The 25316-nt window shown below is 61.0% G+C and carries 27 protein-coding genes, 2 tRNA genes and 2 pseudogenes; 19 read left to right on the top strand and 12 right to left on the bottom strand.

Going from position 1 to position 25316, the window contains the following annotated elements; genetic code table 11:
• Positions 1–763 precede the first annotated feature (763 nt).
• The 5 genes from R6U53_RS04545 (at position 764) to R6U53_RS04525 (ending at position 4267) form a co-directional block, all read left to right on the top strand.
• Complete coding sequence (locus R6U53_RS04545) at positions 764–1408, top strand: hypothetical protein (RefSeq protein ID WP_410321183.1); 645 nt, start codon at positions 764–766, stop codon at positions 1406–1408.
• Between the two features lie 428 nt (positions 1409–1836).
• Positions 1837–2382, top strand: coding sequence for a winged helix-turn-helix domain-containing protein (locus R6U53_RS04540; protein WP_410321182.1), 546 nt, complete (start codon positions 1837–1839; stop codon positions 2380–2382).
• A 332-nt stretch (positions 2383–2714) separates the two neighbouring features.
• Complete coding sequence (locus tag R6U53_RS04535; RefSeq protein WP_410321181.1) at positions 2715–2951, top strand: hypothetical protein; 237 nt, start codon at positions 2715–2717, stop codon at positions 2949–2951.
• 303 nt (positions 2952–3254) lie between these two features.
• Positions 3255–3758, top strand: coding sequence for an ArsR family transcriptional regulator (locus R6U53_RS04530; RefSeq protein WP_410321180.1), 504 nt, complete (start codon positions 3255–3257; stop codon positions 3756–3758).
• Positions 3758–4267, top strand: a complete 510-nt coding sequence (locus R6U53_RS04525) for a hypothetical protein (protein ID WP_410321179.1) — start codon at positions 3758–3760, stop codon at positions 4265–4267. Before R6U53_RS04530 ends, R6U53_RS04525 begins: the two co-directional genes overlap by 1 nt.
• 228 nt (positions 4268–4495) lie before the next feature.
• Here R6U53_RS04525 and R6U53_RS04520 read toward each other — a convergent pair.
• Positions 4496–4569, bottom strand: a tRNA-Phe gene (locus R6U53_RS04520).
• A 141-nt stretch (positions 4570–4710) separates the two neighbouring features.
• Between R6U53_RS04520 and R6U53_RS04515 the strand changes: the two genes are divergently transcribed.
• Positions 4711–6270 (top strand): cryptochrome/photolyase family protein, encoded by a 1560-nt coding sequence (locus R6U53_RS04515; protein WP_410321178.1) that lies wholly within the window; start codon positions 4711–4713, stop codon positions 6268–6270.
• Positions 6271–6296: 26 nt separating this feature from the next.
• Here the strand turns inward: R6U53_RS04515 and R6U53_RS04510 are convergent, their stop codons facing one another.
• Entirely contained in the window at positions 6297–6806 is a 510-nt protein-coding gene (locus tag R6U53_RS04510; protein WP_410321177.1) for a hypothetical protein, read from the bottom strand.
• Between the two features lie 58 nt (positions 6807–6864).
• Positions 6865–8286, bottom strand: a complete 1422-nt coding sequence (locus R6U53_RS04505; protein ID WP_410321176.1) for a DASH family cryptochrome — start codon at positions 8284–8286, stop codon at positions 6865–6867.
• A 328-nt stretch (positions 8287–8614) separates the two neighbouring features.
• Here R6U53_RS04505 and R6U53_RS04500 point away from each other — a divergent pair.
• The 6 genes and pseudogenes from R6U53_RS04500 to R6U53_RS04475 all read left to right on the top strand — a co-directional run.
• Positions 8615–8725 (top strand): annotated as a pseudogene (locus tag R6U53_RS04500) (site-specific integrase); the annotation flags it as partial.
• 50 nt (positions 8726–8775) lie between these two features.
• Positions 8776–9171: pseudogene (locus R6U53_RS04495) on the top strand (zinc ribbon domain-containing protein); the annotation flags it as partial.
• 10 nt (positions 9172–9181) lie between these two features.
• Complete coding sequence (locus R6U53_RS04490) at positions 9182–9877, top strand: hypothetical protein (protein WP_410321175.1); 696 nt, start codon at positions 9182–9184, stop codon at positions 9875–9877.
• Entirely contained in the window at positions 9834–10319 is a 486-nt protein-coding gene (locus tag R6U53_RS04485) for a hypothetical protein (RefSeq protein ID WP_410321174.1), read from the top strand. Before R6U53_RS04490 ends, R6U53_RS04485 begins: the two co-directional genes overlap by 44 nt.
• Positions 10320–10511: 192 nt before the next feature.
• On the top strand, positions 10512–10655 hold the full coding sequence (locus R6U53_RS04480) for a hypothetical protein (protein WP_410321173.1): 144 nt from the start codon (positions 10512–10514) through the stop codon (positions 10653–10655).
• Between the two features lie 398 nt (positions 10656–11053).
• Positions 11054–11533 carry a DUF456 domain-containing protein gene (locus R6U53_RS04475; RefSeq protein WP_410321172.1) on the top strand — a complete coding sequence of 160 codons (480 nt, stop codon included), beginning with the start codon at positions 11054–11056 and terminating at the stop codon, positions 11531–11533.
• A gap of 388 nt (positions 11534–11921) precedes the next feature.
• Here the strand turns inward: R6U53_RS04475 and R6U53_RS04470 are convergent, their stop codons facing one another.
• Positions 11922–12209: an amphi-Trp domain-containing protein gene (locus tag R6U53_RS04470; RefSeq protein ID WP_410321171.1), complete on the bottom strand. Its 288-nt coding sequence runs from the start codon at positions 12207–12209 to the stop codon at positions 11922–11924.
• 211 nt (positions 12210–12420) lie between these two features.
• Between R6U53_RS04470 and R6U53_RS04465 the strand changes: the two genes are divergently transcribed.
• Positions 12421–13413 (top strand): phosphoribosyltransferase family protein, encoded by a 993-nt coding sequence (locus R6U53_RS04465; protein ID WP_410321170.1) that lies wholly within the window; start codon positions 12421–12423, stop codon positions 13411–13413.
• A gap of 1623 nt (positions 13414–15036) precedes the next feature.
• On the opposite strand, the gene R6U53_RS04460 is transcribed toward R6U53_RS04465, so the two are convergent.
• A tRNA-Val gene (locus R6U53_RS04460) sits at positions 15037–15109 on the bottom strand.
• An 86-nt stretch (positions 15110–15195) separates the two neighbouring features.
• Between R6U53_RS04460 and R6U53_RS04455 the strand changes: the two genes are divergently transcribed.
• The 5 genes from R6U53_RS04455 to R6U53_RS04435 all read left to right on the top strand — a co-directional run bounded on the left by R6U53_RS04455 (position 15196) and on the right by R6U53_RS04435 (position 19866).
• Positions 15196–15738 carry a DUF192 domain-containing protein gene (locus R6U53_RS04455; protein ID WP_410321169.1) on the top strand — a complete coding sequence of 181 codons (543 nt, stop codon included), beginning with the start codon at positions 15196–15198 and terminating at the stop codon, positions 15736–15738.
• A gap of 66 nt (positions 15739–15804) precedes the next feature.
• The gene (locus R6U53_RS04450; protein WP_410321168.1) at positions 15805–17730 is read left to right on the top strand and encodes an ABC transporter ATP-binding protein; all 1926 of its coding nucleotides are present in this window, start codon (positions 15805–15807) and stop codon (positions 17728–17730) included.
• A gap of 67 nt (positions 17731–17797) precedes the next feature.
• A complete protein-coding gene (locus R6U53_RS04445) occupies positions 17798–18664 on the top strand; it encodes a RimK family alpha-L-glutamate ligase (RefSeq protein WP_410321167.1) in 867 nt (288 codons plus the stop codon).
• A 196-nt stretch (positions 18665–18860) separates the two neighbouring features.
• Positions 18861–19328 carry a cupin domain-containing protein gene (locus R6U53_RS04440; RefSeq protein WP_410321166.1) on the top strand — a complete coding sequence of 156 codons (468 nt, stop codon included), beginning with the start codon at positions 18861–18863 and terminating at the stop codon, positions 19326–19328.
• Between the two features lie 52 nt (positions 19329–19380).
• On the top strand, positions 19381–19866 hold the full coding sequence (locus R6U53_RS04435) for a DUF5797 family protein (RefSeq protein WP_410321165.1): 486 nt from the start codon (positions 19381–19383) through the stop codon (positions 19864–19866).
• Here the strand turns inward: R6U53_RS04435 and R6U53_RS04430 are convergent.
• From R6U53_RS04430 to R6U53_RS04400, 7 genes are all read right to left on the bottom strand, one after another.
• Positions 19863–20891 carry a DUF5787 family protein gene (locus R6U53_RS04430; RefSeq protein WP_410321164.1) on the bottom strand — a complete coding sequence of 343 codons (1029 nt, stop codon included), beginning with the start codon at positions 20889–20891 and terminating at the stop codon, positions 19863–19865. The two genes, R6U53_RS04435 and R6U53_RS04430, sit on opposite strands and share 4 nt — an antisense overlap.
• Before the next feature lie 232 nt (positions 20892–21123).
• Positions 21124–21930: a nitrilase-related carbon-nitrogen hydrolase gene (locus R6U53_RS04425; RefSeq protein WP_410321163.1), complete on the bottom strand. Its 807-nt coding sequence runs from the start codon at positions 21928–21930 to the stop codon at positions 21124–21126.
• Positions 21927–22349, bottom strand: a complete 423-nt coding sequence (locus R6U53_RS04420) for a CoxG family protein (protein ID WP_410321162.1) — start codon at positions 22347–22349, stop codon at positions 21927–21929. Before R6U53_RS04420 ends, R6U53_RS04425 begins: the two co-directional genes overlap by 4 nt.
• 84 nt (positions 22350–22433) lie before the next feature.
• On the bottom strand, positions 22434–22658 hold the full coding sequence (locus tag R6U53_RS04415) for a hypothetical protein (RefSeq protein WP_410321161.1): 225 nt from the start codon (positions 22656–22658) through the stop codon (positions 22434–22436).
• Positions 22659–22715: 57 nt separating this feature from the next.
• Positions 22716–22904, bottom strand: a complete 189-nt coding sequence (locus tag R6U53_RS04410) for a hypothetical protein (RefSeq protein WP_410321160.1) — start codon at positions 22902–22904, stop codon at positions 22716–22718.
• A 54-nt stretch (positions 22905–22958) separates the two neighbouring features.
• On the bottom strand, positions 22959–23348 hold the full coding sequence (locus R6U53_RS04405) for a DUF6276 family protein (RefSeq protein WP_410321159.1): 390 nt from the start codon (positions 23346–23348) through the stop codon (positions 22959–22961).
• Positions 23349–23457: 109 nt separating this feature from the next.
• On the bottom strand, positions 23458–24147 hold the full coding sequence (locus tag R6U53_RS04400; protein ID WP_410321158.1) for a V-type ATP synthase subunit D: 690 nt from the start codon (positions 24145–24147) through the stop codon (positions 23458–23460).
• A 124-nt stretch (positions 24148–24271) separates the two neighbouring features.
• On the opposite strand from R6U53_RS04400, the gene R6U53_RS04395 reads away from it, so the two are divergent.
• Positions 24272–25063, top strand: a complete 792-nt coding sequence (locus R6U53_RS04395) for an enoyl-CoA hydratase/isomerase family protein (protein WP_410321157.1) — start codon at positions 24272–24274, stop codon at positions 25061–25063.
• Positions 25064–25316 lie beyond the last annotated feature (253 nt).

Here is a 25316-nt window from a genome sequence, read left to right as displayed (position 1 = left end):
CCTACCGGGCCGCCGGCATCGGCGGTACTTCGCCCCTAGGGGAAATGTCGTCTCCCGGATGTGGGACCTTCTGAAGAAGACGTCTCTCGACGCCAGGAAATGAGATACATCGAAGTCGATCCTCTCGATCACCACCATCGGCCCGGACGTTTCCTCCGATTCGGTTCAAGCCTCCCTCCGATGGTACAGTCGGGAGATTCGAGAACGTGACACTCTCTCATGTGGCCATCTGCAAAATCCGGGACTTGGAGACCGGGTTGATAGGGTCCATCACCCCCGGTCCCGTACTCACTTCTCCACAGCCGACACTCGACACTGGCGGAATCAAACTACCATTCGCCTGCAAGCGCGGCCTTCCCGACGCATACGGCTCTCGGTGCACGATCCACCGGGTTTAGTGTTCGCAAAGCGCGTCGTGGAAACAGGAAGTCGTTCGAAAGGCGCCACGCGCTGCAGTTTTCAGCCCCACTTCGACGGCGCGGTTCTGGATCGTCAAGTAAGGCGACCCAAACGATCGGTAATGTTCTCTGTGGGAGTACTATGGGGTGTATACTCTTATCGATCGCTCCCGTGACCGGATGCGAGGTATCACAACATGCCCGACACTACTCCGCCGGATCGCGCCATTTCGCGTCGTCGTTTGCTACAGGGATCCGGAGGCGCGTTCGGCGCTCTCGGCTTGGGGACGAGTCGGACGAGCGCCGATGGCTCCCACGATGACACCCATCGGAACGACTGTCCCGAATTGACTCCCGAGCCGAGTATGTCCCATTACGACGACTCGATTCACGAGGTGTGTTCCGACGATCATGCGGCGAGTCAGGAGATACTGGCCGACGTGAAAACGGCGCTGGAGGAACGCTACCCCACCGTTGGGGCGTTGATCGACGCTGGATTCATCCCCTATTTCGATTTCTTCACCGGCGGGAGTTGGTCCCACTGGATCAATCCCGAGTTCATCGGCGACCAGTCGATGCTCGATCCCGAGCACCCTGAATCGATCCTCGTCGATCACACCTGGTGGCGGCCGATCGGTGTGATGTTTATGGCGATCACCGATGGCGAGGCTATGGATTCTCCGCCGGCGATTTATACGAACGAAAACGGGACTGAAGGTGCGTGTACACCGTGGCACGCCCACGTCGGATTCCCGGGTCGGTATGCGTGGTGGAAGTATCAGAAGTTGTATCAAGATAGTGCGGCGTTCCCCTGCCGGACGCCGTGGATGATGCACGTGTGGATCCATTCTCACCCCGAGAGCATCTACGCTCACGCACCGCCCGACGATCGCGGCGGTCCACCCGCTGAACCTCCCGGATTCGAGACCGACGCCGACCCAAACGAGGAGAAATTCGGCCCCAAACACCTCCCCGATGCGTTTCGCGGGAGGGTCGAAGATCTATGGTGACCTGAACCACGCCCCGTGCGGCGTCGATCCTACACCGGGTGTACACGAGGACGTCCCTCGTCGAGTTCTCCGTGGCAGACGCGTCTCCGCCGCTTTCAGTTCTCGAAGGAAAATCGCGTAGAATCGGGGCAGCGCTTCCCGATTATATACCGAGCGTGCAAAATTGAGATTCCGTTGGGGAGGCTGTTATCCACTCCCGCGTGACTGGACACAAATCGTTATCACGTTTCTTAACGTATCCTCATGATTGAGCCACGGGTGAATTCGACGACCTGCGAGAAACCGCGCGACGTAACGGCTCCCGCACAACAGTCATCAATCGTATTGATGCCATTCTCGAACAGGAACTGTGCTGGTGACAGTAGCAGATACTGCGCAATAATTTGCGGAGGCGTAGAATTATTACGCTCAAGCGACTACTGTTGCGTATGCCACCCGAAAACGCGTCTGGTGACGAGCCCGAGTGGGTAGGGACGTGGAAGGAGCACGCATCGGCGTTCGATCGGGTAAAATCGGTCACGATGACGCTCTCGGAGTCCCGACCCGCCTCTTGGATCGCTGAAGAGGCGACCGTCTCCCCGAATACCGCGCGGGATCATCTGCGCCGACTCATCGATCTCGGTGTCGTGATGGCGACCGAGCAAGACGGAACCCGCCACTACTATCCGGACCCGCTGTACACGCGCCTCCGAGATGTCCGGGAGTTACTCGAAGACACGACGAAACGGGAGCTCTCGGAGCAGGCAGCGGCGTTGAAACAAGACATCGAAGCGTGGAAAACAGAGTATGACGCTGATTCGCTGGACGCACTCCGTGAACGAGTGGCCGCGGACGATGTCTCCGCCGAGCAGGCGTACGAACTTACGCGGGCTGCGAGCGACTGGGAACTTGCCCGGTATCGGCTCTCGCTCGTGCAGGACGCGATCGAGAACTTCGACACATGGACGTCTGATCCGTCGTCGATCACCGCATGACCGGTGACTGGGACGCGTCGACGAACCAGTCCGACACTGGCGTCCCCCGTCACGCCTTTCCTGACTCCTCCCGAGAACGTGTTCGATTCGAGGGGGGTTCAGATCCGGGTCCTGATCGACACCGTATTTTACGTGAGTTACGCGGGGAACTGGCGCGACACCCTGCCGTTCGATCTATTGAGGGGGAACCACCGGACGAGTACCGGGAATTACGGGCCACGCTTGATCCATCGTGGTTCGGTCGCCCAGCAGAGTCCGCGTCTCTCCGGGTGACGTGGATCCCGGATCCGTCACCCGGCCCTGAAGCGTCTGACCGTGCGGACGATGCCTGGATGCGGACACCAATTCGGGCGTACTACACCCTCCATTACAGCGAGCAGGACGCGTTTGATTGTGAGTTCCACTGCGAACCGAACCCCCACGTCGATGGATTACTCCACTATCAGGTACGAGAAGACACGAACGACGCGTACACGTACGAGATGGTCTCGTTCGATGCACGCTCCGTGTCCGGCCTCCTGTGGGAAATGATGGACGCACTCGCCAATCGACTCGACGACTCTGATTGAGAGAAGAGGTTCGAAGCCATTGATCGGACCGCAGGTCCTCAAGGAATGATCCGTTCATGCAAGTTCCGCGCGCTTCGAATGGCTATTTAAAAGATAGAGTAGCCAGCGGGCATCCGCTGAGTACACGCTACGCTCGCAGGCATGTGAACTGTGAGTCTAATGCCGCCTTCTAGCAGTTGAACTTCCATCCACCGGAGGACAGACACACATTTGAATATTTGAGCTGTGCCAAATTATTTGACCTAGCGGACGCAAGAACCAGTACAGATGGTTGAGCCGGACTCGGGGTCGTGGAAAAATAGCATGAGCGGGCGCGAACGCGTCCGGCACGTCGTAGAGTTGCTGGAAGAACCAACGCCGGTACAGGAGATCGCGGACCGAGCAGACGTCTCGCGCGCGACAGCTGACGACGAACTCCAGCGACTGCAGAGCGACGATTGGGTCACCGAGACGACCGTCGACGGGACGAAGGCGTACGATCTGAATCCAGTGCGGATGCTCTTCGACGAAGTGACGAACCTGATCGAGGCCCACTCGCGTGACGAACTGGAGAGCCAACTCACGGAGCTGAAGCAGGAACAGGAAGAACTAGCCACCGAGTACGACGTGAGTTCGCTCGATGAGTTCCGGGAACAAATCGCGGACGAGGACTTCTCGGCTGAGGAGCTTCGTGAGCGTCGCAACATAATCGCCACGTGGGAGGCGATTAACACGGAACTCGGACTCGTGAAGCACGCCCTCCAACTGTACGATGACGTTGTAGAACTCTCGTCACCGTGGACTGACTCTCCCTCGACACTCGCCTAATGGTCGTTTTCCTCGCTAACCGGGCGAACCTACAGAGCAAGCGGCTCCACGACCGCATCCAGAACCGGCTCAGCGGTGAGTTCGAGAGCGTTCGGCGGCGACGTGCTGAGCCGCGTGAAGCTGGCCCATACCGGGTCGTCGCTGAGGTAGACCCACGCCAGTTTGTTGATACCGACGAGTACCCAGTGACGACCGCGCGGATCGAGATCGGCTTTCAACTGCAGACTGGAGAGTCCTACGAGTACTACTGGTTCAACTGGATCGAGCCAGAGCGAAGTCTGCTGGTCGGCTGGCATCAGGACGACACGCACGACGACCTCGGGCCAGTTCATCTGCAGGTGAACGACGGCGCGACGCCCGTCGCCCACGAACTAGCGGAGTTTATGGACTCACATCCGCTGGATGTCATCGAACGCAGACTCAACTCGCTTCGAGACGCGGTCCTCGCTGTCGAGTGGGAGCAGGGACGGCCCGTCGGACTTGATTCCACTGCCACGGTGAATGAGTAGTTCCGTACTTTGGTGAGTTCTGAGCGGCATCAGAAGCCGGGTGGTCACTCGTATACCTGGGCATGGACACAGGTGCGTGCGTGAGTCCGTATTCGAGATTCTTTGCGCAGTACCACCTGTGTGAATGGAAGTATTACCACAGTCGTAACTCGCGGTCAGTAAATCGATTCCAAGAAACGCTGGAAAATCCCCCGCGCAGCACCGCAGGCATTTGAACTCTGAGTCTAATGCCGCCTCCCGGATTTGAACCGGGGACAGCTCGATCTTCAGTCGAGTGCTCTCCCAGTCTGAGCTAAGGCGGCCCGCATACCGACCGACGCCGACGCTATCAAAAAGGGTTTCGAAAGCCGGCGGACGTACCGAGGCACGTCGGTTTGTCGTCCCGCGACGCTCGTTTCATCGTGGGTGTGTGGCATTATATATCCGTGCCCCGTTTTGAGCGCATGCGCCAGCCATTGGTCGGGGCCGTTCCGGAGTACACCGTCGGGGCCGACGAGGTGCCGTGGGTCCTGGGGACGCAACTCACAACGCAGTGTGGGCCGCTCGCGCGCGCCGCCGAGGGAAGCAGCGTTCTGTTCATCGAGGCCCACGACTTCGCTCGGCGGATGCCGTATCACCACCACAAGCTGACGCTGCTCTTCGCCGCGATGCGGCAGTTCGGCGATCGCCTGCGAACCGAGGGGTACGACGTCCACTATATCAAAGCGAACACCTTCGAAGCGGGGCTGAAGCGGTTCTTCGAGGACAACGCCGACACGACGCTGGTGTCGATGCGATCGCCCAGTTACGGCGCCGAGCGGCGCTTTCGCGAACTGGTCGACGCCGTGGGAGGCGCTATACGGTTCGTCGAAAACGAGCTGTTCGTCAGCACGCGGCAGGCCTTCGACGAGTGGGCGACCGACGACGGCTCGTTTAAACATGAGCAGTTTTACCGGTGGATGCGCCGGGAGTCGGGCGTACTGATGGACGGCGACGAACCGCTCGGCGGCGAATGGAACTTCGACGAGCACAATCGGGAGTTCCCGCCCGAGGAGTGGCGTGCCCCGCCGATCCCGTCCATCGACTACGATGACCGAACCAAGGAAACTGCGGCCTGGGTCGCCGACACGTTCGACACGTGGGGGCGTACCGAGGGGTTTCGGTGGCCGGTAACCCGTGAGCAGGCCCGCGATACCCTGCGTCACTTCGTGGACGAACGGCTGCCGGCGTTCGGGCCCTACCAGGACGCGATTCGCCACGACGACTGGGCGATGGCCCACGCCTTGTTGAGCTGCGCGTTGAACGTCGGTCTCCTGCACCCAGTCGAGGTCATCGAAGCCGTCGAGAGCGCGTACCACGAGTGCGAGGACGTCGCTCTGGCTTCGGCGGAGGGGTGTATCCGGCAGCTTCTGGGCTGGCGGGAGTTCATCCGCCACGTCTATCGGCACACGATGCCGGAGCTGGCGACCGCGAACGCGCTGGGTGCACCCCACGATCTCCCCGAGTTCTACTGGACCGGCGAGACGGATATGCGTTGCGTGGCCCAAACCGTCGAAGATGTCCACACGCGTGGATACGCCCACCATATCCAGCGATTGATGGTGCTCGCGAACTTCGCGACGCTGTGGGGCGTCGAACCGAGCGAACTCAACGAGTGGTTCCACGCCACCTTCGTCGACGCCTACCACTGGGTGACGACGCCGAACGTCGTCGAGATGGGACAGTACGGTCACGGCGCCTTCGCGACGAAACCGTACGTCTCCTCGGCTAACTACGTCGACCGGATGTCGGACTACTGTGCGGACTGTCGATACGATCCTGACAGCAACACCGGTTCCGACGCTTGCCCGTTCAACGCGCTCTACTGGGACTTTCTCGACCGCAACGAGACACCGCTCCGGAGCAATCACCGGATGGGATTGATGTACAGCCACGTCGACTCGAAGCGGGACTCCGAGGAGATGGACCGACTCCGGCAACGCGTCGAGCGCTTGCGCGAACTGGCCGCACGCGGTGGGCTCTGAGGGAACGCGGGCCGACCCTTGACGCGTCAGTATCGCAGCGTCGCATCGAGTATACCGGCCGTTTGTCCGATTCCGACGCAGACGAGACCGCCAAGCCAAAGTGGGAGGACGGCTCCGAAGAGTCCGGCCGCATACAGCGATGCGCCCGCCAGACAGGCTGCGGCGCCGCCGAAATATATCCACGCGCCCTCGGCGACCCGTCGTCCCGTGTACGCGAATCCGACTGCGGGGAGGAGCATCCATCCGCCGAGGGCGATCCCCGACAGTAGTACGACCCCGACGTCGACGCGGAAGCTGAGAACACCGGCCAGCGTCACGACGACCCCGACGGCGATAATGCGCCACCAGACGCGTAACACCCCTTCGCGCATGTCTGCCCGCCCGGTCACCGCGAACCCCGCAAGCAGCACGGCCATCACGACGTGCGCGATGAACAGCGTACGAGGGACCACGATCCCGAGATGCGCGGCGGTGACGAACGTCCACGCAAGCGGTACCAGCAACGACGGACCGAGCTCTCGGAGGCGGCGGAACATATCAGTAATCGAGACCGGAGCGGTCAAATCACTACCGTCTGTAATGCGACCGCTCCGGCTACCGGCGTCGTAGTTCGTCGTACCGCGCCTCGACGTCGAGCATCGGTCGCGGGTAGTCGACACCGTAGTCCGTCCGCTCTCGGTCGCTCATCCGCCACGGTCGCTGCGCGTATTCCGGTGGGAGACCGTCCAGTTCGGGAATCCACGCGGTGACGTAGTCTGCGTTCCCGTCGTAGTACTCGGCCTGCGAGAGGACGTCGAAGTAGTTGTCACGCGAGTCGTTCCCGACGCCGGCTCGGTAGGCCCAGTTTCCCCAGTTGGAGGCCACGTCGTAGTCCACCAGCCGCTCCTCGAAGTACGCCGCGCCCCATCGCCAATCGATGCCGAGCGCGTCGGTGAGAAACGAGGCGACGTTCTGTCGACCTCGATTGGACATATAGCCCGTCCGATTGAGTTCGCGCATGTTCGCGTCCACGAAGGGGACGCCCGTCTCGCCGGTCGCCCACCGTCGGAACGCGTCACGATCGCGGCTCCAGTCTTTGTCCACAGCCCGGATGCCGGTCGGGGCGAAGAAGTCGGCGCCGTGTTTGCGAAACTGAAACTGGAAAAAATCTCGCCACAGTAGCTCGAAGACCAGCCAGTACGTGTCCTCGTTGGAAACGCGCTCGCGCTCGTACCGTTCGATCTCCCGGTAGATCGTCCGCGGTGACAGACATCCCGTCGCCAGCCACGGTGAGAACTTCGACGAGTAGTTCGCGCCGAGCATGTCGTTGCGCGTTTGTTTGTAGGTCCGGAGATGGTCGCCCTCCCAGAGATACGCTTGGAGGCGTCGTTTCGCCGCCGATGCTCCGCCCTCGAACGCCAGCACTGCACGGTCGTCTCCGGGCGGGTCCCCGACGGAGAGTTCCGACGGCACCGGTAGCTCCCCCGAATCGAGCCCGATGTCCGGAGTCGGGATCGTCTCGGGAGCGGACACCGGGTCCCGGACGGACGCACCCTTCTCTACCCCCTTGCGCCACGGCGTGAACGTATCCTCCATGCGGTCGTACGGGGTCGGGAGGTCGTCGATGTGATACAGCGTGTGCGTCCACCGTCGTTCGAAGGCCACGTCACCCGGAAGTGCGTTGCCGACAGCGGTCTCCCGAGACAGCTCCTCGGTGGCCGGTTTCGTCTGTGCGTAAACGGCCTCGGCGTCGACCCGCTCGGCGAGAGCGGGAACGACCTCCTCGACTCGTCCGTTTCGGATACACAGGTCGCCGCCTCGCTCGCGAAGAGAGGTTCGGAGGTCGGCGAGGCTCTCACGCCGGAACTTCGCACGGATGGACCCACGCTTTCGCGTGCCGTAACGGGTCTCTCCCCGTCGACGCGGGTCAGCGACGTACACCGGAACCACCTCGTCCGAAGCGGCGATGGCGTCGGTCAGCGTCGCGTTATCCTCGAGGCGGAAGTCGTCGCGAAACCAGACGATGGCGGTGCCCATACCCACGATAGCGCCCGCGGCACCAAATCGTATGCGCCCGCGGAGTCGAACCGAAGCCGGACGTGCTCGCTTCGCTGTGCGCGACCGGCAGGGTTCGACACCCATAGCCCATTTCACGCCGCCTGTCCCTCGCAGAATCGAATGGTTCCGGGCGGAACTATCGCGCATCGCGCGTGTTTCGTTCCCTAGCGATTTCAGGCATTTCAGGCCTCATAACAGGGTTCGGTGAGACCAATGAAAACGAAACACGACGAACTCGATCCGCTTGAACCGGAGCGCGCAAGAACTGTATCTGAAACAAAAGCAGACCGAGACCTCTGAGAAGACCGTGCGGTCACACAGGTACCGCCTGACTCACTTTCTTCGGTGGTGTGATAAGAACGACATCGACACCCTGAACGGATTAACTGGCCGCCATCTACAGGAGTTTCGGATCTGGCGACAGGAGGACGCCGACCTGAAAAAGATCACGCTGAATCAACAGATGAGCAACTCCCGTCGAACTCACGGACCCGCGCCGGAGCGGCGTGGGGGACGTTCCTCCGGATGCTCGAATACAAGTGCGACCGGGAAGAGACGCACTTTGTCGCCGTCAATCCACGAGGAACGACGAAAGAATGCTCCAGTTGTGGTGTCGGAACCGAGAAGCCGGTGTGGGTGCGCGAACACTCGTGTCCGTCGTGCGGGTTCGAGGCGGACCGTGACCTCAACGCGGCGTACAACATCTTTTCTCGTGGATTTGATCAAGTAGGAGTGGTTCACTCCGATTCACCGCCTGCGGAGACTGCACTCTCTGTGGAAACCGATTCGGTTCCTGCAAAGCGCGTCGTAGAAACAGGAAGCCCCGTCCTCAGCGAGGCCGCAAGGCCGAGCAGGGCGGGGTAGTTCACACTGCATGCCTCAGGGTGGCATGTACCCGGCACGGCGACGGTTCTTGCAGGCGGTCGGTCTGGGTGCACTCGGCGGGTTCGCGGGGTGTCTGGACCTCGATACCCCACCGGAGGGGACTCCGCCCCCCGAGGAGACGCCGGATGGAGACGACGGGAACCTCGCGGCGTTCCCGGGAATGGACTCTATCGGCTTCAGCTATGACGTATTCGGCGGGAAATTTGCAAGTCCCGTGTTGACACGGGTCCCCCTGTTCGACCTGGGCAAGCCGGCCCCGATTCAGACGAACTGGGGACGGTATCGCGCACCCCATACCGTCCGCATCCAGAAACTCGAAGGCGCGACCATCACTGCGACGAGCGGCACCCGGTCCCGGGACTACCAGACCAACCTCGCGTCGCGAGTCGGACTCCGTGGCGGATACGGCTTCTTCAGAGGGTCGCTCGACCTCGAGTTCAACGAGGTCCAGCGACGGAGTACGGTGTTCACCTTCGTCACCCAGAACGACGAGTACAACACCGCCCTCCTGACGATCGATCCGGCCGGGTCGGACCTTCGGGACTACGTCAGGCCCAGCGTAGCCGAGCATCTGGCGACGATGGACCCAGTCGATCTGTTCGACACCTACGGCACCCACTTCCTGCGGAGCCTGATCGTCGGTGCCGCGGCCACCTACAGCGCCGCGACGAACGTCACCGAGTAACGAATCCGACGTCTCCATCGCGGCGGCAGCGAAGCTGTCCTACCTCGGCGCCACGGGCCAGGAGGCCGAGACAGAGATGGAAGTCAGGGATCGGGAGGCGATCCAGGAATTCCGGAAGGCGTCGACGGTCGAGGTCCACGCACGCGGAGGGCGGGCCGAGTACGCCGGCAAGATCGTCGAGGGGGGCTACGAGGACTGGCGCGACAGCATCGAGGAACACATGACCTTCGCGTCGCTCAACGACCAGAGCCTCCAGCCAATCTGGGACCTCTGTGAGGACGCGACCCGCCGGGCCGAACTCGAGGCTGCATTCAGGGAGTACGGGGGCGGGTTCGACCCGGAACCGGCTCTGAACGTCGCGCCGGTATACGGCTACTCCGTGGACAACCCGCGCCGGTGGTACTTCTCGCTGAGCCGGTCCGATCTGGCGGACGGCGGCTAGCGGCTCCACGAGGGCCCGTTATTCCACGTCTCCACGGAACCCGGCGAGAGAAGAGTACCCGTCTACCGGCACTCGGCCCCGACCCCGATCCGGTACAAGCTCTCGGTCGAGCAGCGTCCGGGACACGGCTGGTTCGATGAGACCGAGCCCGTCTGGTACGCCTACCCCCCCGACCCCGAAAAACACGACAACGTGCCGGGCCGGGAGGGGATCTACGGCTTCGTGGATCCGAACAACCGGGACAGGTCGGGCTGGTTCTACAACGTCCGCGACGGCGCCCGTGGCTGGGACCCGGAGGAGCTGACGTTCTACGCGGACGACGTGGACCTCGAGTAGGAGTGCGACGCGCACGATCTGTGCGTCACCGAGTCGAACGACGGACTGAAAACGAACTGGCCGACTTGCGCCCTGTATTCCGCACGTAGTTCTTCTCAGGACCGAAAAATTGGCTCTGATGAAATCCTTCAGCGTTGATATCGGGGGGAGCTACTCTTCCGTCCGGATTACACGGTTCCGGTGGAAAACTGGCTTCTCAGAAACCCGTCAGAATGCGAGAGAACTTCAGCAGAGCCACGGCAAGTGAAATCCGTTCAGATTTGTTTCTGAGGTAGAGGAGAGCCTCTGTCGTCGTATTCGTCCGCTGATCATCAAGAGGACGTTGCCTGGGGTGGTGGTTGATGTTCCCGAGAAACGCTCCGACACCGTTTCGTCGCTCCTCGTCGTTCTTTATGTCGATGCTTCCGCTCGATCCGATCGTCGTCGCGATCATATTGTTGCTCGTCGGCATTGCCGCGAGCTTCGTGCCGCTGATTCCGGGTGGGGCGGTGTCGACACTCGGGATCGCATACTACTGGGTGGTAACAGGGGACCTCGGAACCATCGCATTTCTCGGATTCGTGATTCTGGGCGTCTTTACCGTCGTCTTCGATCTTCTCGAAAGCGCACTCTCGGCACAGATCGGCGGCGCATCGATGCGAACGACCGTCGTCGCAGCTGTCGCGGCGATTGGACTCCTGTTCGTACTCGGCCCGCTCGGCGCTCTCCTCGGAGTCGTTGGAGTGGTGTTCTCCTTAGAGTATCTTCGACATGGGGATGTCCGTCGAGGGGCACGAACTGCGGCGGTCACAGCCATCGGAATGCTTGCTTCAACGGCGATACAAGTCCTGCTCACCGTCTCGATGCTCGTCGGGTTTCTGCTCCTCGTGTGGATCTAGGTAGGCAGCGTGTTCGCTCGAGATACGTATCGGCGTATTCTTCGCCACATCATACTCTCTTTGAATGAATGTCTTGATAGCATCTGAAACTGGATATGGGACCGTTCGTCCGTGCAGTATGCGAGCTTCTCCAATCGACCTTTCTTATTTGAAGTGACATCAACTGTATCCATATGCTAAATACATTGGATGGATGGGTATACAATTACTTCACGAGGCCACATCGCACTTGTAATTGATTTGCGCCCTGTATTTTGCAGAGAGTCACTGAATCACCGAATTACTGCTAGAATTAGTGTGCGAGATACAGAGGATGGAGTCAGCATGATACCGGAGGTTATTTGAGTGGCAATGCACAGAATCGACCAATTAGCAACCTGCTAATTGGTCACTCAATTTCTAACTGGTTGCTCCCGCCGTCTCCCTCATTGCCGTTTTCGTTCCATTCGAGTTCGAACTCGATACTCAATTCACCGGGGCCGTCCGTTGGCCCCTCACGTTCGGCTTTGACCTCAAACGTCGAGCGCGCCGGCGGTTCCATTGTCACGGACTCGGAACCGGATTTGAGTATGAGTGCATCACCTTGTTCGAGTTTGTCAGCAACGGTGCGGAGATACGATGCGATTTCTTCTCGGGTCTGATTACTCTCTGATTTGAACAGGACTTCTTCAGGCATAATGAATATTACGCTGCCTGCACTAATAAGTAAATCCCCCGTACCGACCGATTTAGACCCTCTAATCTGAACATCGAACGTGCGAGATACGCACTGTGTATTCAGTACGCCAATTGAAACCTATCACCGGATACGGTTTCGACAAGACCTACAGCCCCTACGTCTGTTACCGCCTCAATAACAATATTTGATTCAGGATACATATATGGAAATGAATTACAGGACCGTCGAGGAGTTGAACAGGGAGACACACCGCCTCGCACAGACCCTCTCGGGGGATATCGATCTGGTCGTCGGCATTCCGAGAAGTGGCGTTTTGGTAGCGAACCTCCTGTGTCTCTATCTCGACGTGCCGATGACCGACGTCAAGGGTCTGTGTGAAGAACGAATCTTCGATACGGGCTCACGGTACCAACGCAGCACGGCTTTCGACGAGTTGGACTCCGTACTGGTCGTCGACGATTCCGTGTTAACAGGTGGGGAGATGAAAAGAACTCGCGAGCGACTCACAAAGCACGAGTTCCCGTTCGATATCACGTTCGCTGCAGTGTACATTTCTCCCCGTGGACATCAATACGTCGACCACTGGTGCGAGGTCGTTCCCTCACCACGCATCTTCGAGTGGAATATCCTCCAACACACGAGACTGCCGGAGTTCTGTGTGGATATCGACGGAATCCTCTGTCGCGATCCGACCGATGGAGAGAACGATGACGGGGAAAACTACCGCGAGTTCCTCACGACCGTCGAGCCGAATATCATCCCGAAACAACGTATCGGGTGTCTCGTCACGTCGAGACTGGAGAAGTACCGGCCGGAAACGGAGGAATGGTTAACCGATCACGGCATCGAGTATGACTCACTCGTAATGATGGACGTCCCGGACATGGAAACCCGTCGCAAACGGGGCAATTACGGTCAATATAAAGCGGATGTGTACGAGTCAGTGGATGCAGCTCTGTTCATCGAAAGCGACCCGAGCCAAGCAGCAGAGATCTGTCGGGAGACGAACCGGCCGGTGTTCTGTTACGACACGAACGAGATGCTGAACCCGTCGTTCATTGGGCGAACCAAACGGCGCATTCCTGAAATCGTGTCCGACATCAAAGCCGAACCGGTGTTATTTCCACTAAGAAGCGCCTATCAGATCTCTGCCCGGTGTTATCACTGGATTTTGAGAGCGAGGAAATCGAAGTGTAGCTGAAATGCGCAAATTCGCTATTTCGTGTTGAATTGCAGGTTCTCGGTGATTCCGACTGTATAGGATAGGAACGCCGTGCGAGATATGCGCGCTGTATTCAGCACGACTATTAACATCTATCATCGACAGAGAGTTTCAACAAGGCAAAATCGGGAGTAATCACTCACCTGTGGTTTCAAACAGGTATTCTCACCGTTCGAGCGAAAAAGAGCCTACGGTCCGCCACATACGCATCGTAGAATCGCTACTGTATCGAGGAGTGACTTCCCAGTCTTGTTTCTCCAGATACGAAGTAACCCCATCGACGTGGTAGTCTCCAACGAGAACTAATGCGTAACTCGTGATCGTTCTGAGTGGCATGTTCTGCGACTGACTTGGCCATCGATTGGTCACGAAAATCTTTCGGTAAGACGCTCACCAGCATAAATGAAAAATACGTAAACGGCACGGCAATGAGTAGGATCCATGGAATTATTTTACGAAACGTTGATCCTTGCACCGAGTATACCCCGGTCGATAATAGCAACGATGTGACGGCGAGCGGTAAAATGCGATCTCGCACGGATACTCTCTCGAACATTTCGTATACCTCAACGTCAATCTCTGAGTTCGTATCGAGTCCCCGCTCTAGAGCCTCTTCTTCTGGGTTGAATTCTCGTCTGGTAATCTTTCGGAATTTTGTCTCAATATAATACCACAAGTAGATGGTGAGAGCACCGCATACGAACAGAATATACTCGGGAGGCCAAAACGATATCAGATCATCATCAGTTCGTCCCTCAATATACAGCACATCGGCCTGCTCTGTCTCTTCCAGTAACCGCTCAAGATCACCTCTATTTAGATGATTTTCTCCTTGAATGATCGCACTTCTGCTCACTATACAATCATAATATAACCTGGCCTCCTCACTCTTTGGGAGTCCAAAGAGCTCGTGGCAGTCGAATTAAGATTCTCCCAGTTCCCCACCGTCGACGCCTAACTGCGATCGTGAGGTAACCTCTCCGAGCGAAACGGTGTGGTCAAGTGTAATGCGATCTCGGCGTCAAGTGAGCGTCGGCTAGTTCTTTTACCCACTGAGGTGCGATCCGACAGTAGTTGGAGAATAATTGTTGCCGTAGTACTTTATCCGGTTACTATCCACAAAAGGCCAGGATAGTTTCATCGGTGCGCTGGATCCCCCCGTCCATGTTCTCTCGCTGTCTGGGTCCTATTAATGTATCACACTGTCCGCTTGCACGAAATTATCTGGCCTTCGAGGTCCGAGACGACTAGATCGAACATAGGTTCGTACCGATACAGTCGTCCCGCTTGACGGCTAACAAACTGACAATCGGCGTTGAGCATGCGCCCCGTCGGCGCATAACATCATGGTTGACATCTATCAGGCGAGGCCGACGCTGATGCGAATCCAGCGAAAACTACGTAACGAGTGTCTCGGGCGCGCTGGCACAACCCTTTTACCTAGCGATCTCCTTCCTTTGATTGAAACCGTGGCACGGCAAACCGTCCGTTCGGATCTCGGTTGGACTCTACCGATGAGTCACTGGTCCAATTGGCCCAAATCAGTAGATAGCGGTTCTGATGCATCCAAATACGGTCCCTTCTGGGACCAAACAGAGCGTATGGGTCCGGGCGGAGTCGAACCACCGATCTCGTCCTTGTAAGGGACGCGTCATAACCACTAGACCACGGACCCGACGTACTGAGGGAACCGCCGGGAGCGGATAACGCTTACTTTCTCGGACGGAACGCTTAGGCGCGTCCACCCCGTTCTTTGGGGAAATGGACTCGCGGTGGCTCACCTACGGGATCGCGGCGGTCGCGTTCGTCCTCGCCGTGGGTGCGATCGCGCTCTCGACGGGCGCAATCGCGCCGTTGCTCGGCGACGGGTACAACCCACCCGCCGACCCGGCGAACGAGTCCCTCCACGACGGTTACGAACACACGACCGTCACCGTCCACGACGCCGATTCCGGCGAGAAACTCGGCTCACTCGAGGCGGCGATCGCCGACACGTTCGACAAACGGTATCTCGGTCTGAGTGCCACCGACGAGCTCCCCGATGATCGGGGTATGCTGTTCGTCCACGATGGCGTCGACGAACGGACCTACGTCATGCGGAACATGTCCTTCGGCATCGATATCGTCTTCGCCGACGCCGACGGGACGATCACGACGATTCACGAAGCGCCCGAACCGGCCCCCGGCGAGGACGGCAACGCCCAGGAGTATCCCGGGCGGGGTCAGTACGTCCTCGAGGTGAACCGTGGGTGGATGGCCGAGCACGGCGTCGAGGTCGGTGACGAACTCCGATTCGAACTGTGACGATTTGCCCCACGGCGGTTCGCCTCCAGGCCAAACGTTTTGGCCGCGGACCGGCGACTAGCGGTAATGGAGGATATCGCCTGGGACGACGACGATCCCTTCGAGAAACAGCGTGAGAACGCCGACGATCCGATTCGGCGGCTGTTCGGTGTTTACGGCCGGCCGAACCTGTTTCCAGTGAGCGTCGGGATCATCGCGAGCGTTCTCGCCCGACTCTTGGACCTGTTGCCGCCGATCATGCTCGGGCTGGCGATCGACGCCGTCTTCCGGGAGGAACAGGCGTTCTCGCTGTGGCTCGTTCCCGACGCGTGGATCCCGGCCGACGAGGCGATGCAGTTTTGGCTCGTTATCGGCATCATCGCGGGGGCGTTCGCGTTCGGCGCGGTGTTTCATTGGGTCCGAAACTGGGGCTTCAACGCCTTCGCCCAGCGGATCCAACACGACGTTCGAACCGACACCTACGACACGATGCAGCGGCTGAACATGGACTTTTTCGCCGACAAACAGACCGGCGAACTGATGTCCGTCCTCTCGAACGACGTGAACCGACTCGAACGGTTTCTCAACGACGGACTCAACTCGGCGTTTCGCCTCGGGGTGATGGTTCTCGGGATCGGCGGCGTCCTCATCTACTACAACTGGCAACTCGCGCTCATCGCCCTGCTCCCCGTCCCGCTCATCGCCCTCTTTACGAATCGCTTTATCAACACGATCCAGCCGAAGTACGCCCGTGTTCGATCCGCCGTCGGTACCGTCAACTCCCGACTCGAGAACAACCTCGGCGGGATTCAGGTCATCAAATCCTCGAACACCGAATCCTACGAATCGGACCGCGTCGATGATGTCTCCATGGAGTACTTCGATTCGAACTGGGACGCGATCGAAACCCGGATCAAGTTCTTCCCCGGTCTACGACTCATCGCCGGCGTCGGCTTCGTCGTCACGTTCATCGTCGGCGGCCTGTGGGTCTTCACCGGCACCGCTCCCGGCCCGCTCACCGGGGAGTTGACGGTCGGCACGTTCGTCGTCTTCATCCTCTTTACCCAGCGGTTCATCTGGCCCATGGCGCAGTTCGGTCAGATTATAAATATGTACCAGCGGGCGTACGCCTCCGCCGAACGCATCTTCGGGCTGATGGACGAACCCGATCGGCTCCCCGTTGCCCCCGGCGCGACTCCGATCGAAATCCGCGACGGGATCGTCGAGTACGACGACGTCTCGTTCGGTTACGGCGACGAGGAACCGACTGTCGAGGACATCGACTTCACCGTCGACGGCGGCGATACACTCGCGTTGGTCGGTCCGACGGGAGCCGGGAAATCGACCGTCCTCAAACTCCTTTTGCGCCTCTATGACGTTGACGATGGCGCGATCCGGATCGACGGGCAGGACCTCCGGGAGGTAACTCTCCCCTCCCTCCGGCGACACATCGGCTACGTCGGGCAGGACACCTTCCTGTTTTACGGCACGGTCCGCGAGAACATCACGTACGGCTCCTTCGATGCGGAGGAGTCCGATATCGTGGCGGCCGCGAAAGCCGCCGAGGCTCACGAGTTCATCGCGAACCTCCCCGACGGCTACGACACGATGGTCGGCGAACGGGGCGTCAAACTGTCGGGCGGCCAGCGTCAGCGGCTCTCTATCGCCCGCGCTGTGCTGAAAGATCCCTCCATCCTCGTGCTCGACGAGGCGACTTCCGACGTGGATACCGAGACGGAGATGTTGATCCAGCGCTCACTGGATCGGCTCACCGCCGATCGGACCACCTTCGCGATCGCTCACCGGCTCTCGACGATCAAGGACGCCGACACGATCGTCGTGTTGGAGGGCGGCCGAATCGTCGAGCGTGGCGCCCACGAGGAACTCCTCCAGAAGGGCGACCTCTACGCCCACCTGTGGGGCGTACAGGCCGGCGAGATCGACGAACTGCCCGAGGAGTTCATCGAACGCGCCGCGAAACGACAGGCGCGGACCGAGGCCGACGACGACTGAGCCACGCGGAGTTCGCTGCCACCACATCGACCGGCGTTTTCAAGACCTCACCGTCCCTGCGTGGGGTATGCTCCGGCTCGCGGTGGCGACGAACGCCGAGACCCTCGAACGGATTCGTGAACCCCTCGAAGAGCGCGGTATCGACGCGATCCACGTCCCGACGACCGAACGCGCCCAGCCGCTCTCGGAGCCGCTCGTCGACGAACCGTTCGACGTGGGATTCGTCTATCCTTCCCGATTAATGGAGGGCGGCGTAGCCGACGCGCTCCTTGACGTTCCGTGGGTCAACGACCGGGAGGCGATCCTCCGCAGCCGAAACAAAGCCGGCGCGCTCGCGCGGCTCGGCCGAGGCGGGATTCCAACGCCCGAGAGCGTTTACGTCTCGAATCCCGCCGACCAATCGGGGCTTCGAGCCGCCTTCGAGCGGTTCGAACCGCCCGTCGTCGTCAAGCCGAACTCGACCACCCGCGGCGTCGGCATCGCGAAGGCGCACGACCTCGACTCGTTTCTCGGACTGTGTGACTATCTCTCCTTGATTCACGACTTCCGGGTCGCCGACGACCGCTCCTTCCTCGTGCAGGAGTACCTCCCTGACGCCCGCGATTTTCGCGCGATGGTCATAGACGGCGAGTACGTCGGAGCCGTCGAACGACGGCTGCCGAGCGACGACCGGGCCGCCGGCCGCTGGAAGCACAACGTCCACCGGGGTGCGGTGGCGACGGGCGTCGAACTGCCGGCCGAGCACCGGCGACTCGCCGAAGGGGCCGCCCGGGAGCTCGGTATCGATTGGCTCGGAGTCGACGTCCTCGTCTCCGGGGAGCGAGCCGTCGTCAACGAGACGAACGCGCGGCCGACGGTCGACGCCGAAACGAAGTACGAGTCGGGGTTTTACGACCGGTTTGCGGCTTTGATCCGACGCACTGCGGATAGATAACTGATCGTGAGGTGGAATGAGAGTGACGATCAGATGTATATCCTTCGGGGCGGCCCTGCCCGCACAGAACCGGTGAAGTAGCTGTTACGGAGACGGTTTATAAATAAAATGGTGCCGCGAGTACGGCAGCGGCCGATAATGCCCCCCGTCGGATCGCTGCGGATCTTTTTTGTACCCATCCGTCCGATAGCGGCACATGAAGAAAATCGGGATCGACGATCTCGACGACTGGATGGGTCCCGCGAGCGTCAAACGCCCGGTCGGTTCGGCGCTCGACGCCGAGCACTTGGGGATGAACTACTACGAACTGCAACCGGGCGAGAGCTTCGCGTTCGGTTACCACGCTCACGACGACCAAGAGGAGCTGTTCTACGTTCTCGACGGGAAGGCGACGTTCGAAACCGAAGCCGGCGACGTGACCGTCGAGGCCGGCGAAGTGATCCGCTTTGCGCCCGGGGAGTTTCAGCAGGGGCGAAACGACACCGACGACCGCGTCCGCGCGCTCGCGGTCGGCGCACCCGCCGATTCGACGGACGTGACTATCCTCAGAGACTGTGAGGAGTGCGACGACCGAACCGCCCAGCGGATCGAAGCGGCCGAGGCCCGCGACGAACTGCTGACGACCTGCGTCGAGTGCGGGGTCGAAACCGGCCGATTCTCGTGACGTCGATCGGGAGACAATCCTTTTTGTATCCGACCGCACGTACCCGTATCCAATGACGCTCTCGGAGGAGGCGAAATCGCGCCTCACGGACCTCGTCACGTTACAGCCGACGAAAAACAAAGAGTTACTGGATCGGTGGGGGCTCGAAAGCGGCAGCGAGGTGCATCAGTATCTCGAATCCGAACTGAAGGAGTACTACTACCGCGACGAGAACAGCCTGATTCGAGCGACGCCGGAGGCCGCCGAACTCGTCGGTATAGATACTGGCGCCGACGTCCTCCGCGTTCCGAAACTGCAAGCGGAGATCATCCACACGCTCGCGGGGCCCGAGGACGACCCCCAAAGCGTCGTCTCCGTGTTGCACGAGCTCGAAGCCGACGGTGTCGAGACGGACGTCGATGCCGTCCGATCGGCGCTCCGCAGTCTCGAAGATAAGGGCATCGTCGCGGTCGTTCGACGGACCGTCCCGACCTTCCGTCTCGCCCTCGACCGGGACTCGATCAACGTCGAAGTACTCGAGGAGCCGGGCGACGCCTAGCGCCGTCGCCGTCGTTTTCGGTCGAGGAGCCGTTTTATCGCCCGTCCCGGGCCGCCGTCGAGCGGCCACTCCATCGACCGCCACGCGGGCGGCTCCGGCTCGAAATCCGCACACGATCCCGAACACTCCGCGGCGGTCTGCTCGCGTGCTTTCGCCGCACACCACGGGAACGGTCCGGTCGGGTCTTTGAGTTCGAAGTGCCGGCAGTCCGGACGCATCGTCGTCGCGTAGGAACGCCAGCCGCGCTCGTACGCTCGCTCGGCGATTTCGAGTCGCTTTCGGCGTTTCCACCCCGGATCGGCGTACTCGAACCGGGCCGCGGAGGTGTCTGCTGGACCGCCTGTCGGACGGTCGAGTATCCGCGTTCCCGGTGCGGATACGTCGAGCGTTCGCGGCTGCCAGATCGGCTCACAGTCCCACGACCCACGCTCGATCGAGACGGCGAGGATTCCCACCTCGACCGGCATCGCTTCGAGCAGTGCGGGTTCGACCCCCTCGCCAGTCGCTGCCGTCGCCACCCAGATCTCGTCGGCGAGGCCGAGCGCCACGTCGTGTTCTAGCTGGTCGGCCAGCCGTCGGGCCGCGCTCGCATCGAGGTCGGGCTTGTTCTCGATGGCGACGATCCGGTCGGCCCACTCGGGATAGCGGTATCGCCGACGTATCTCGATGCGGTTGCCGTTTCGGCGCGTCTCGATGAAGTCGCGCTCGTCGGCTCGGTGGATCGCCTCGCGGACGTATCGCCACGGATAGCCGGGATCGGGGAGACACTCGCGGTAGTACGTCCACGACGACGGGGCGTGGCGGGCGACGTGGAGCAGGTCCGAATCGAGGCGATCCTCGCCGAACGGCTCCCGTCCGCGGAGCTCGGTGTCGGTCGTCTCTAGCACCACCGTGTCCCACCGTCGGCGTCTCGTCCCGAGCTGCCGGGCGACGAGGGCGGCCCTGTCCGTCCCGCCTCGCTCGTCGAGCGGCCAGTTGCGCTCCGCCCACGCGCAGACCCGCAGTTCGAAGCCGAACTCCTTCACGACCGTCTCTCGGACGGCTCGGGACCTAAGCGGTTCGCTTGTCGGTATGAGAAACGAGACGGGAGTGGAGGCGTCGGGCACCGGGCGGACCCGACGCGGGCGGACGTACGGCGACGATGGAGCGTTCTGCCGTCACGACGAGAAAAGCGTCGTTCTGGCGATTACTCATACCGCCGGACGACGTATAAACCCTCGTGTGCCGGTCGGACCGGCACGGCCCCGTAGGGTTTTGTTATCGTCGGTCGCGGAGCGCCGGGAAATCCTCCCGGACGGCCACGACGCGCTCTGGGGGACAGCGGGCGTGTACGATCGTCGGTCCGTCGTCCGACGTGGCGATCGGCGTCCCCCACGGATCGATCACGGTCGAGCGCCCGACGAGCGCGCTCTCCTCGAACGATGCGGAGCCGTTGACCGCACCGACGTACAGCAGGTTTTCCACCGCCCGCGCTCGGGGCAGGAGCTTCCAGTGTTCGACGCGGGGATACGGCCACGCGCTCGGCACGAGCACCATCGTCGCTCCCGAGTCGACCAGTTTTCGGTACAGTTCAGGAAAGCGCAGATCGTAACACGTCGTGACGGCGACCGTGTGCCCACACAGGGCCGCCGTCGCGAGTCGTTCGCCGGGGACGAGCAGTTCGGCCTCGGCGGAGTCGTACCCGAACAAGTGGTGTTTTCGGTAGACGAGTCGCCTGGCGCCGTCGCTATCGAAGAGAACGGCCGTGTTCGCGAGTCCGCGCTCGGCGGGCACCGACTCACCCGCCGCCGCCGACGCCTCGAGATCCTCGACGACGGTTCCGGCGAGGACCGCGACGTCGTGTTCGACCGCGGCTTCGCGGATCGCTCGGTGGGTCTCCCCGCCGATCGGTTCCGCGGCGCGCCGGTAGGCGTCGAACGCGAAATAACCGACGTCGAAGATTTCCGGGAGCGCGACACACTCCGCTCCCTCCGTTGCGGCGGATTCGATCGCCTCGGTGGCGCGTTCGACGTTGCCGGCCACGTCGCCCGAATCGATTTCGATCTGCGCGAGCGCGAGCCTCATACGTCGAGTTCCTCCCGGATGGCCGCTTCGAGGTTCGCCAACTCCCCGTCGAGTTTCCGCTTGAAATACGTCTCGACGCCCGGAAGCCGTCCCTCGACCCTGAAGCGGTTCGTGAGCCGCGTTCCGCCATCGACCCCCTCGAGAATGTGCTCGCCTTCTACGTTCATCGCTTTCGAACGGCCGATGAACCGGACGTACTCCGGCTCGTCGACATCGACGTCCTCCGTTTCGACTCGAATCGTCCGATTGAGTCCGGGAATGGGAAGCGAGACGTGCCAGACTGCGGTCCGATCGCCCGTCGTCTCGAAATCCGTGACGACGCTTATCGGTCGGGATCGAGTTTCGGGATCGGAGATAACTGCCCACACGTCCTCCCGCGGTGCCGGGATCTCGAATACGCGCTCGACGCGGGTGGTCATACGCTAGTATCGGCAGGGGTGATTAAAAGAGCGGTCGTTCCGAGTGCGGGTCCAGTCCAATCTTCCGCCGTCCGTATCGTCGCCTCACTCCGGCGTTACGCGCCAGGTCGTGGATCGAGCCCGGGACCACTTCTCGATGTCGACGTCCTCGGAGTGTTCGGCGAGTCTCGGGAGCCGGCTGCCGACCTGTTTCGCCGTGAGATCGATCGCGTCGGCGATGTGTTTCGAACGGAGGTACTGTTCACCACCTTTCGCACGCTCCCGGAGGTACGCGAGGATACGCTCGTCCTCGTCGCTCAGTTCGTTCATACTCCACACTACGGCGGCGAAGGGCTTAAGACCGTTCCTTCGGGTCGAACCTGAAGCTCAGCCGTAGACGTGGTAGGCGGCGATCGAAAGCGAGCCGGCGAGCATCGCGACGGCGAAGGCGATCCCGGAGGCGGTCTGATCGCCGGTGAACCCGAACGCTGCGAGTCCCGCGGCACCGAGCACGGCGATGATCGCAAACAGTACGGGAAATCCGACACCGCTATCCGTCGAATCGGCGGTTTCCATACCGGTTCGTACAGGAGCGCGAATATAAATCCCGACGATACCGGCGGACCGGTCTCATTCGAGCAGCTGTTCGAGTTGGTGGCGTCGCCGACTGATATCGAAGTCAGGATCGACGCCCCCCTGCACGTGGAGCCGATCGAGCAACAGCAGGGGATCGGCACCTGCCGCTTCGGCCGCCGGAATCAACGCCTCCAGCGAACGCCGGTGCAACGCGAGCGAATCGAGCAGTCCGATCCCGATCGCCAGCGGCACCGCCGCCTCCTCGTTCTCCGGGAAGGCGCTGGAGATCCGATCGAAGCGCGGCTCGGTCGGCGCGTCGGTCGCGACGAGCGTGAGACACTCCGGACACAGGGCGGCCCGTTCGGCTTCCTCGGGGACGTGTTCGCGGTGTTCGGGTGGCACGTCGAAGACGACGGTTCGCGCGCGGCAGTTGGGACACTCCATGCCGCCGGCTACCGGTTCGAGAGGTATGAACGGCGCGTTGTCGATCGACGCGTTCGGTACTAAAACACGCGAGCACAGGCCCACGCGATCCGTGTCGTCGCCGAGCGCCTCAGTCGTCGGCCGGAAGCGGCTCTTCGCGTTCCGCCTCGGCCTCCGCGGCTTCAGCCTTTTCGTCTTCTTCTTTTTTCGCTTTGATCTTCTTCATTCGGAAGATCTCCTCGCGCTCTTGCTCTTCGAGTTTCTGCTCGATGTACTCTTGGGCTTCGTATAGCTCCGGTAGGAGTTTGAACTCGAGGGCGTTGACACGCCGCTTCGTCTTCTCGATCTCGTCGAGCATCTTCTTCATCGCCGTCTCGACCTCGGCGGCGAGGATGACCGTCTCAAGCAGCTCCTCGTAGGCATCGGCGGCCTCGTCGATCCGCGCGGACGTGCCGACGAGCCCGTAGCCACGCTGGTCGAGCGACTTTTTCACCTTGGTCGACTCGATCTGCGGAACGACGACGCCCATGATGTTCTTCGATTGGCTCGTGATCTCGGGGTGCTCTTTCAGCGCGGCGGCGGCCCCGCGCACAGCCACGTCGCCCTCCATGGCACGCGCCATGTTGATGTTTCGCTGGGCGCGCTCGTAGTTCCCGTCGAGATCGGACCGCACGTCCTGGGCCTGATCGAGGATGTCCATGAACTCCATGATGAGGCCGTCTCGTTTCTTCTCGAGCGTGTCGTGGCCCCGCTCGGAGAGTTCGATACGGTCCTCGATCGCCATGAGGTTTTTGCGCGTGGGCTTGACGTCCGTAGCCATTCTTGGGTTTCAGTTCTGTCTCCACCGGGTTAATCCTTTTCAGTCGTCGTGGGTTCGACCGCCGACTCGCGGGACGCTCGCCCGGCACGTTCGTTCAAGTACCTGTGGCGTGAACGCCCCTCGTATGCCGACCGATTTCGAGACGACGACGATCGCCTTCGACGAGGAGACCGGCGTCGGCTACCTGACGCTGAATCGCCCGGACGCGCTCAACGCCCTCAGTTCGCAACTCCGCGAGGACATCGTCGCCGGATTGCGCGAACTAAACGAGTACAACGACGACGGCGTCGTCATGCGCACCGTCGTCGTCGAGGGGGCTGGCGGGAACTTCTGCGCCGGTGCGGATATCACCGAGTTCGAGGAGGGACCGCCGACCACCGAGGTCGATCGCTCCCACTACCGGTTCATCCGGGAGTATCCCCTCCCCGTGATCGCGAAGATCCGAGGGTACTGTCTCGGTGGCGGCCTCGAAACCGCGATGTCGTGTGATTTCCGCATCGCCGACACCGATGCGCGATTCGGCCTCCCCGAGGTCGACCTCGGCATCATTCCCGGTGCCGGCGGCGTCCAGTTCATCAGCCGTCTCGCGAACCCCTCGGTCGCAAAGGAGATCGCCATGACTGGCGAGCATCTCCCGGCCGAACGCGGCGCCGAGCTCGGTATCTTCAACGACGTCCACGCTCCCGACGAACTGGACGCCGCCGTCGACGAGTTCGCCGAGACGATCGCCAGCAAGCCGCCGCTCTCGGTTCGGACGATCAAAAAGTCCGCCACGATGGCGACCCAGACCGGACTCCGGGAGGGTATCGAGTACGACGCCGATGTCTTCGAGACGCTGCTTTGGACCGACGACCACAAAGAGGGCGTCCGCGCCTTCGCCGAGGACGACTACGAGCCCGAGTTCCAGGGGAAATAACGGGACTGCGAGATTGCCCACTCGCGGCATCGGCGGCGGCAAAGAATTCTTGTGCCGAGGCTCGATCGAGCGCGAGCGAATCCAACAGCCCGTCGCGATCGCGAGCGAGACGGTCGCCTCCCCGCCCGAATTACCTCGACGAGCGGGCACGTCGGTCCTCCCCGCGTGATCACGTGTTTTGATTCTTCGACAGCAATATCCCCACTAACTCGGGGAATAGCTCGTGCGCGAAATGAACCGCGATCACTACGAC

The sequence above is a fragment of the Natronomonas sp. genome, assembly GCF_046483325.1.
Classification (GTDB): Archaea; Halobacteriota; Halobacteria; order Halobacteriales; family Haloarculaceae; genus Natronomonas.
This window is presented reverse-complemented; position numbering and strand designations above follow the sequence as displayed.

Coding starts and splice junctions, on each gene's coding strand:
- R6U53_RS04545 (WP_410321183.1), top strand. CDS start 764: ATGTCCCATTACGACGACTCGATTCACGAGGTGTGTTCCGACGATCAT.
- R6U53_RS04540 (WP_410321182.1), top strand. CDS start 1,837: ATGCCACCCGAAAACGCGTCTGGTGACGAGCCCGAGTGGGTAGGGACG.
- R6U53_RS04535 (WP_410321181.1), top strand. CDS start 2,715: ATGCGGACACCAATTCGGGCGTACTACACCCTCCATTACAGCGAGCAG.
- R6U53_RS04530 (WP_410321180.1), top strand. CDS start 3,255: ATGAGCGGGCGCGAACGCGTCCGGCACGTCGTAGAGTTGCTGGAAGAA.
- R6U53_RS04525 (WP_410321179.1), top strand. CDS start 3,758: ATGGTCGTTTTCCTCGCTAACCGGGCGAACCTACAGAGCAAGCGGCTC.
- R6U53_RS04515 (WP_410321178.1), top strand. CDS start 4,711: ATGCGCCAGCCATTGGTCGGGGCCGTTCCGGAGTACACCGTCGGGGCC.
- R6U53_RS04510 (WP_410321177.1), bottom strand. CDS start 6,806: ATGTTCCGCCGCCTCCGAGAGCTCGGTCCGTCGTTGCTGGTACCGCTT.
- R6U53_RS04505 (WP_410321176.1), bottom strand. CDS start 8,286: ATGGGCACCGCCATCGTCTGGTTTCGCGACGACTTCCGCCTCGAGGAT.
- R6U53_RS04490 (WP_410321175.1), top strand. CDS start 9,182: ATGCCTCAGGGTGGCATGTACCCGGCACGGCGACGGTTCTTGCAGGCG.
- R6U53_RS04475 (WP_410321172.1), top strand. CDS start 11,054: ATGCTTCCGCTCGATCCGATCGTCGTCGCGATCATATTGTTGCTCGTC.
- R6U53_RS04470 (WP_410321171.1), bottom strand. CDS start 12,209: ATGCCTGAAGAAGTCCTGTTCAAATCAGAGAGTAATCAGACCCGAGAA.
- R6U53_RS04465 (WP_410321170.1), top strand. CDS start 12,421: ATGAATTACAGGACCGTCGAGGAGTTGAACAGGGAGACACACCGCCTC.
- R6U53_RS04455 (WP_410321169.1), top strand. CDS start 15,196: ATGGACTCGCGGTGGCTCACCTACGGGATCGCGGCGGTCGCGTTCGTC.
- R6U53_RS04450 (WP_410321168.1), top strand. CDS start 15,805: ATGGAGGATATCGCCTGGGACGACGACGATCCCTTCGAGAAACAGCGT.
- R6U53_RS04445 (WP_410321167.1), top strand. CDS start 17,798: ATGCTCCGGCTCGCGGTGGCGACGAACGCCGAGACCCTCGAACGGATT.
- R6U53_RS04440 (WP_410321166.1), top strand. CDS start 18,861: ATGAAGAAAATCGGGATCGACGATCTCGACGACTGGATGGGTCCCGCG.
- R6U53_RS04435 (WP_410321165.1), top strand. CDS start 19,381: ATGACGCTCTCGGAGGAGGCGAAATCGCGCCTCACGGACCTCGTCACG.
- R6U53_RS04425 (WP_410321163.1), bottom strand. CDS start 21,930: ATGAGGCTCGCGCTCGCGCAGATCGAAATCGATTCGGGCGACGTGGCC.
- R6U53_RS04420 (WP_410321162.1), bottom strand. CDS start 22,349: ATGACCACCCGCGTCGAGCGCGTATTCGAGATCCCGGCACCGCGGGAG.
- R6U53_RS04415 (WP_410321161.1), bottom strand. CDS start 22,658: ATGAACGAACTGAGCGACGAGGACGAGCGTATCCTCGCGTACCTCCGG.
- R6U53_RS04410 (WP_410321160.1), bottom strand. CDS start 22,904: ATGGAAACCGCCGATTCGACGGATAGCGGTGTCGGATTTCCCGTACTG.
- R6U53_RS04405 (WP_410321159.1), bottom strand. CDS start 23,348: ATGGAGTGTCCCAACTGCCGCGCGCGAACCGTCGTCTTCGACGTGCCA.
- R6U53_RS04400 (WP_410321158.1), bottom strand. CDS start 24,147: ATGGCTACGGACGTCAAGCCCACGCGCAAAAACCTCATGGCGATCGAG.
- R6U53_RS04395 (WP_410321157.1), top strand. CDS start 24,272: ATGCCGACCGATTTCGAGACGACGACGATCGCCTTCGACGAGGAGACC.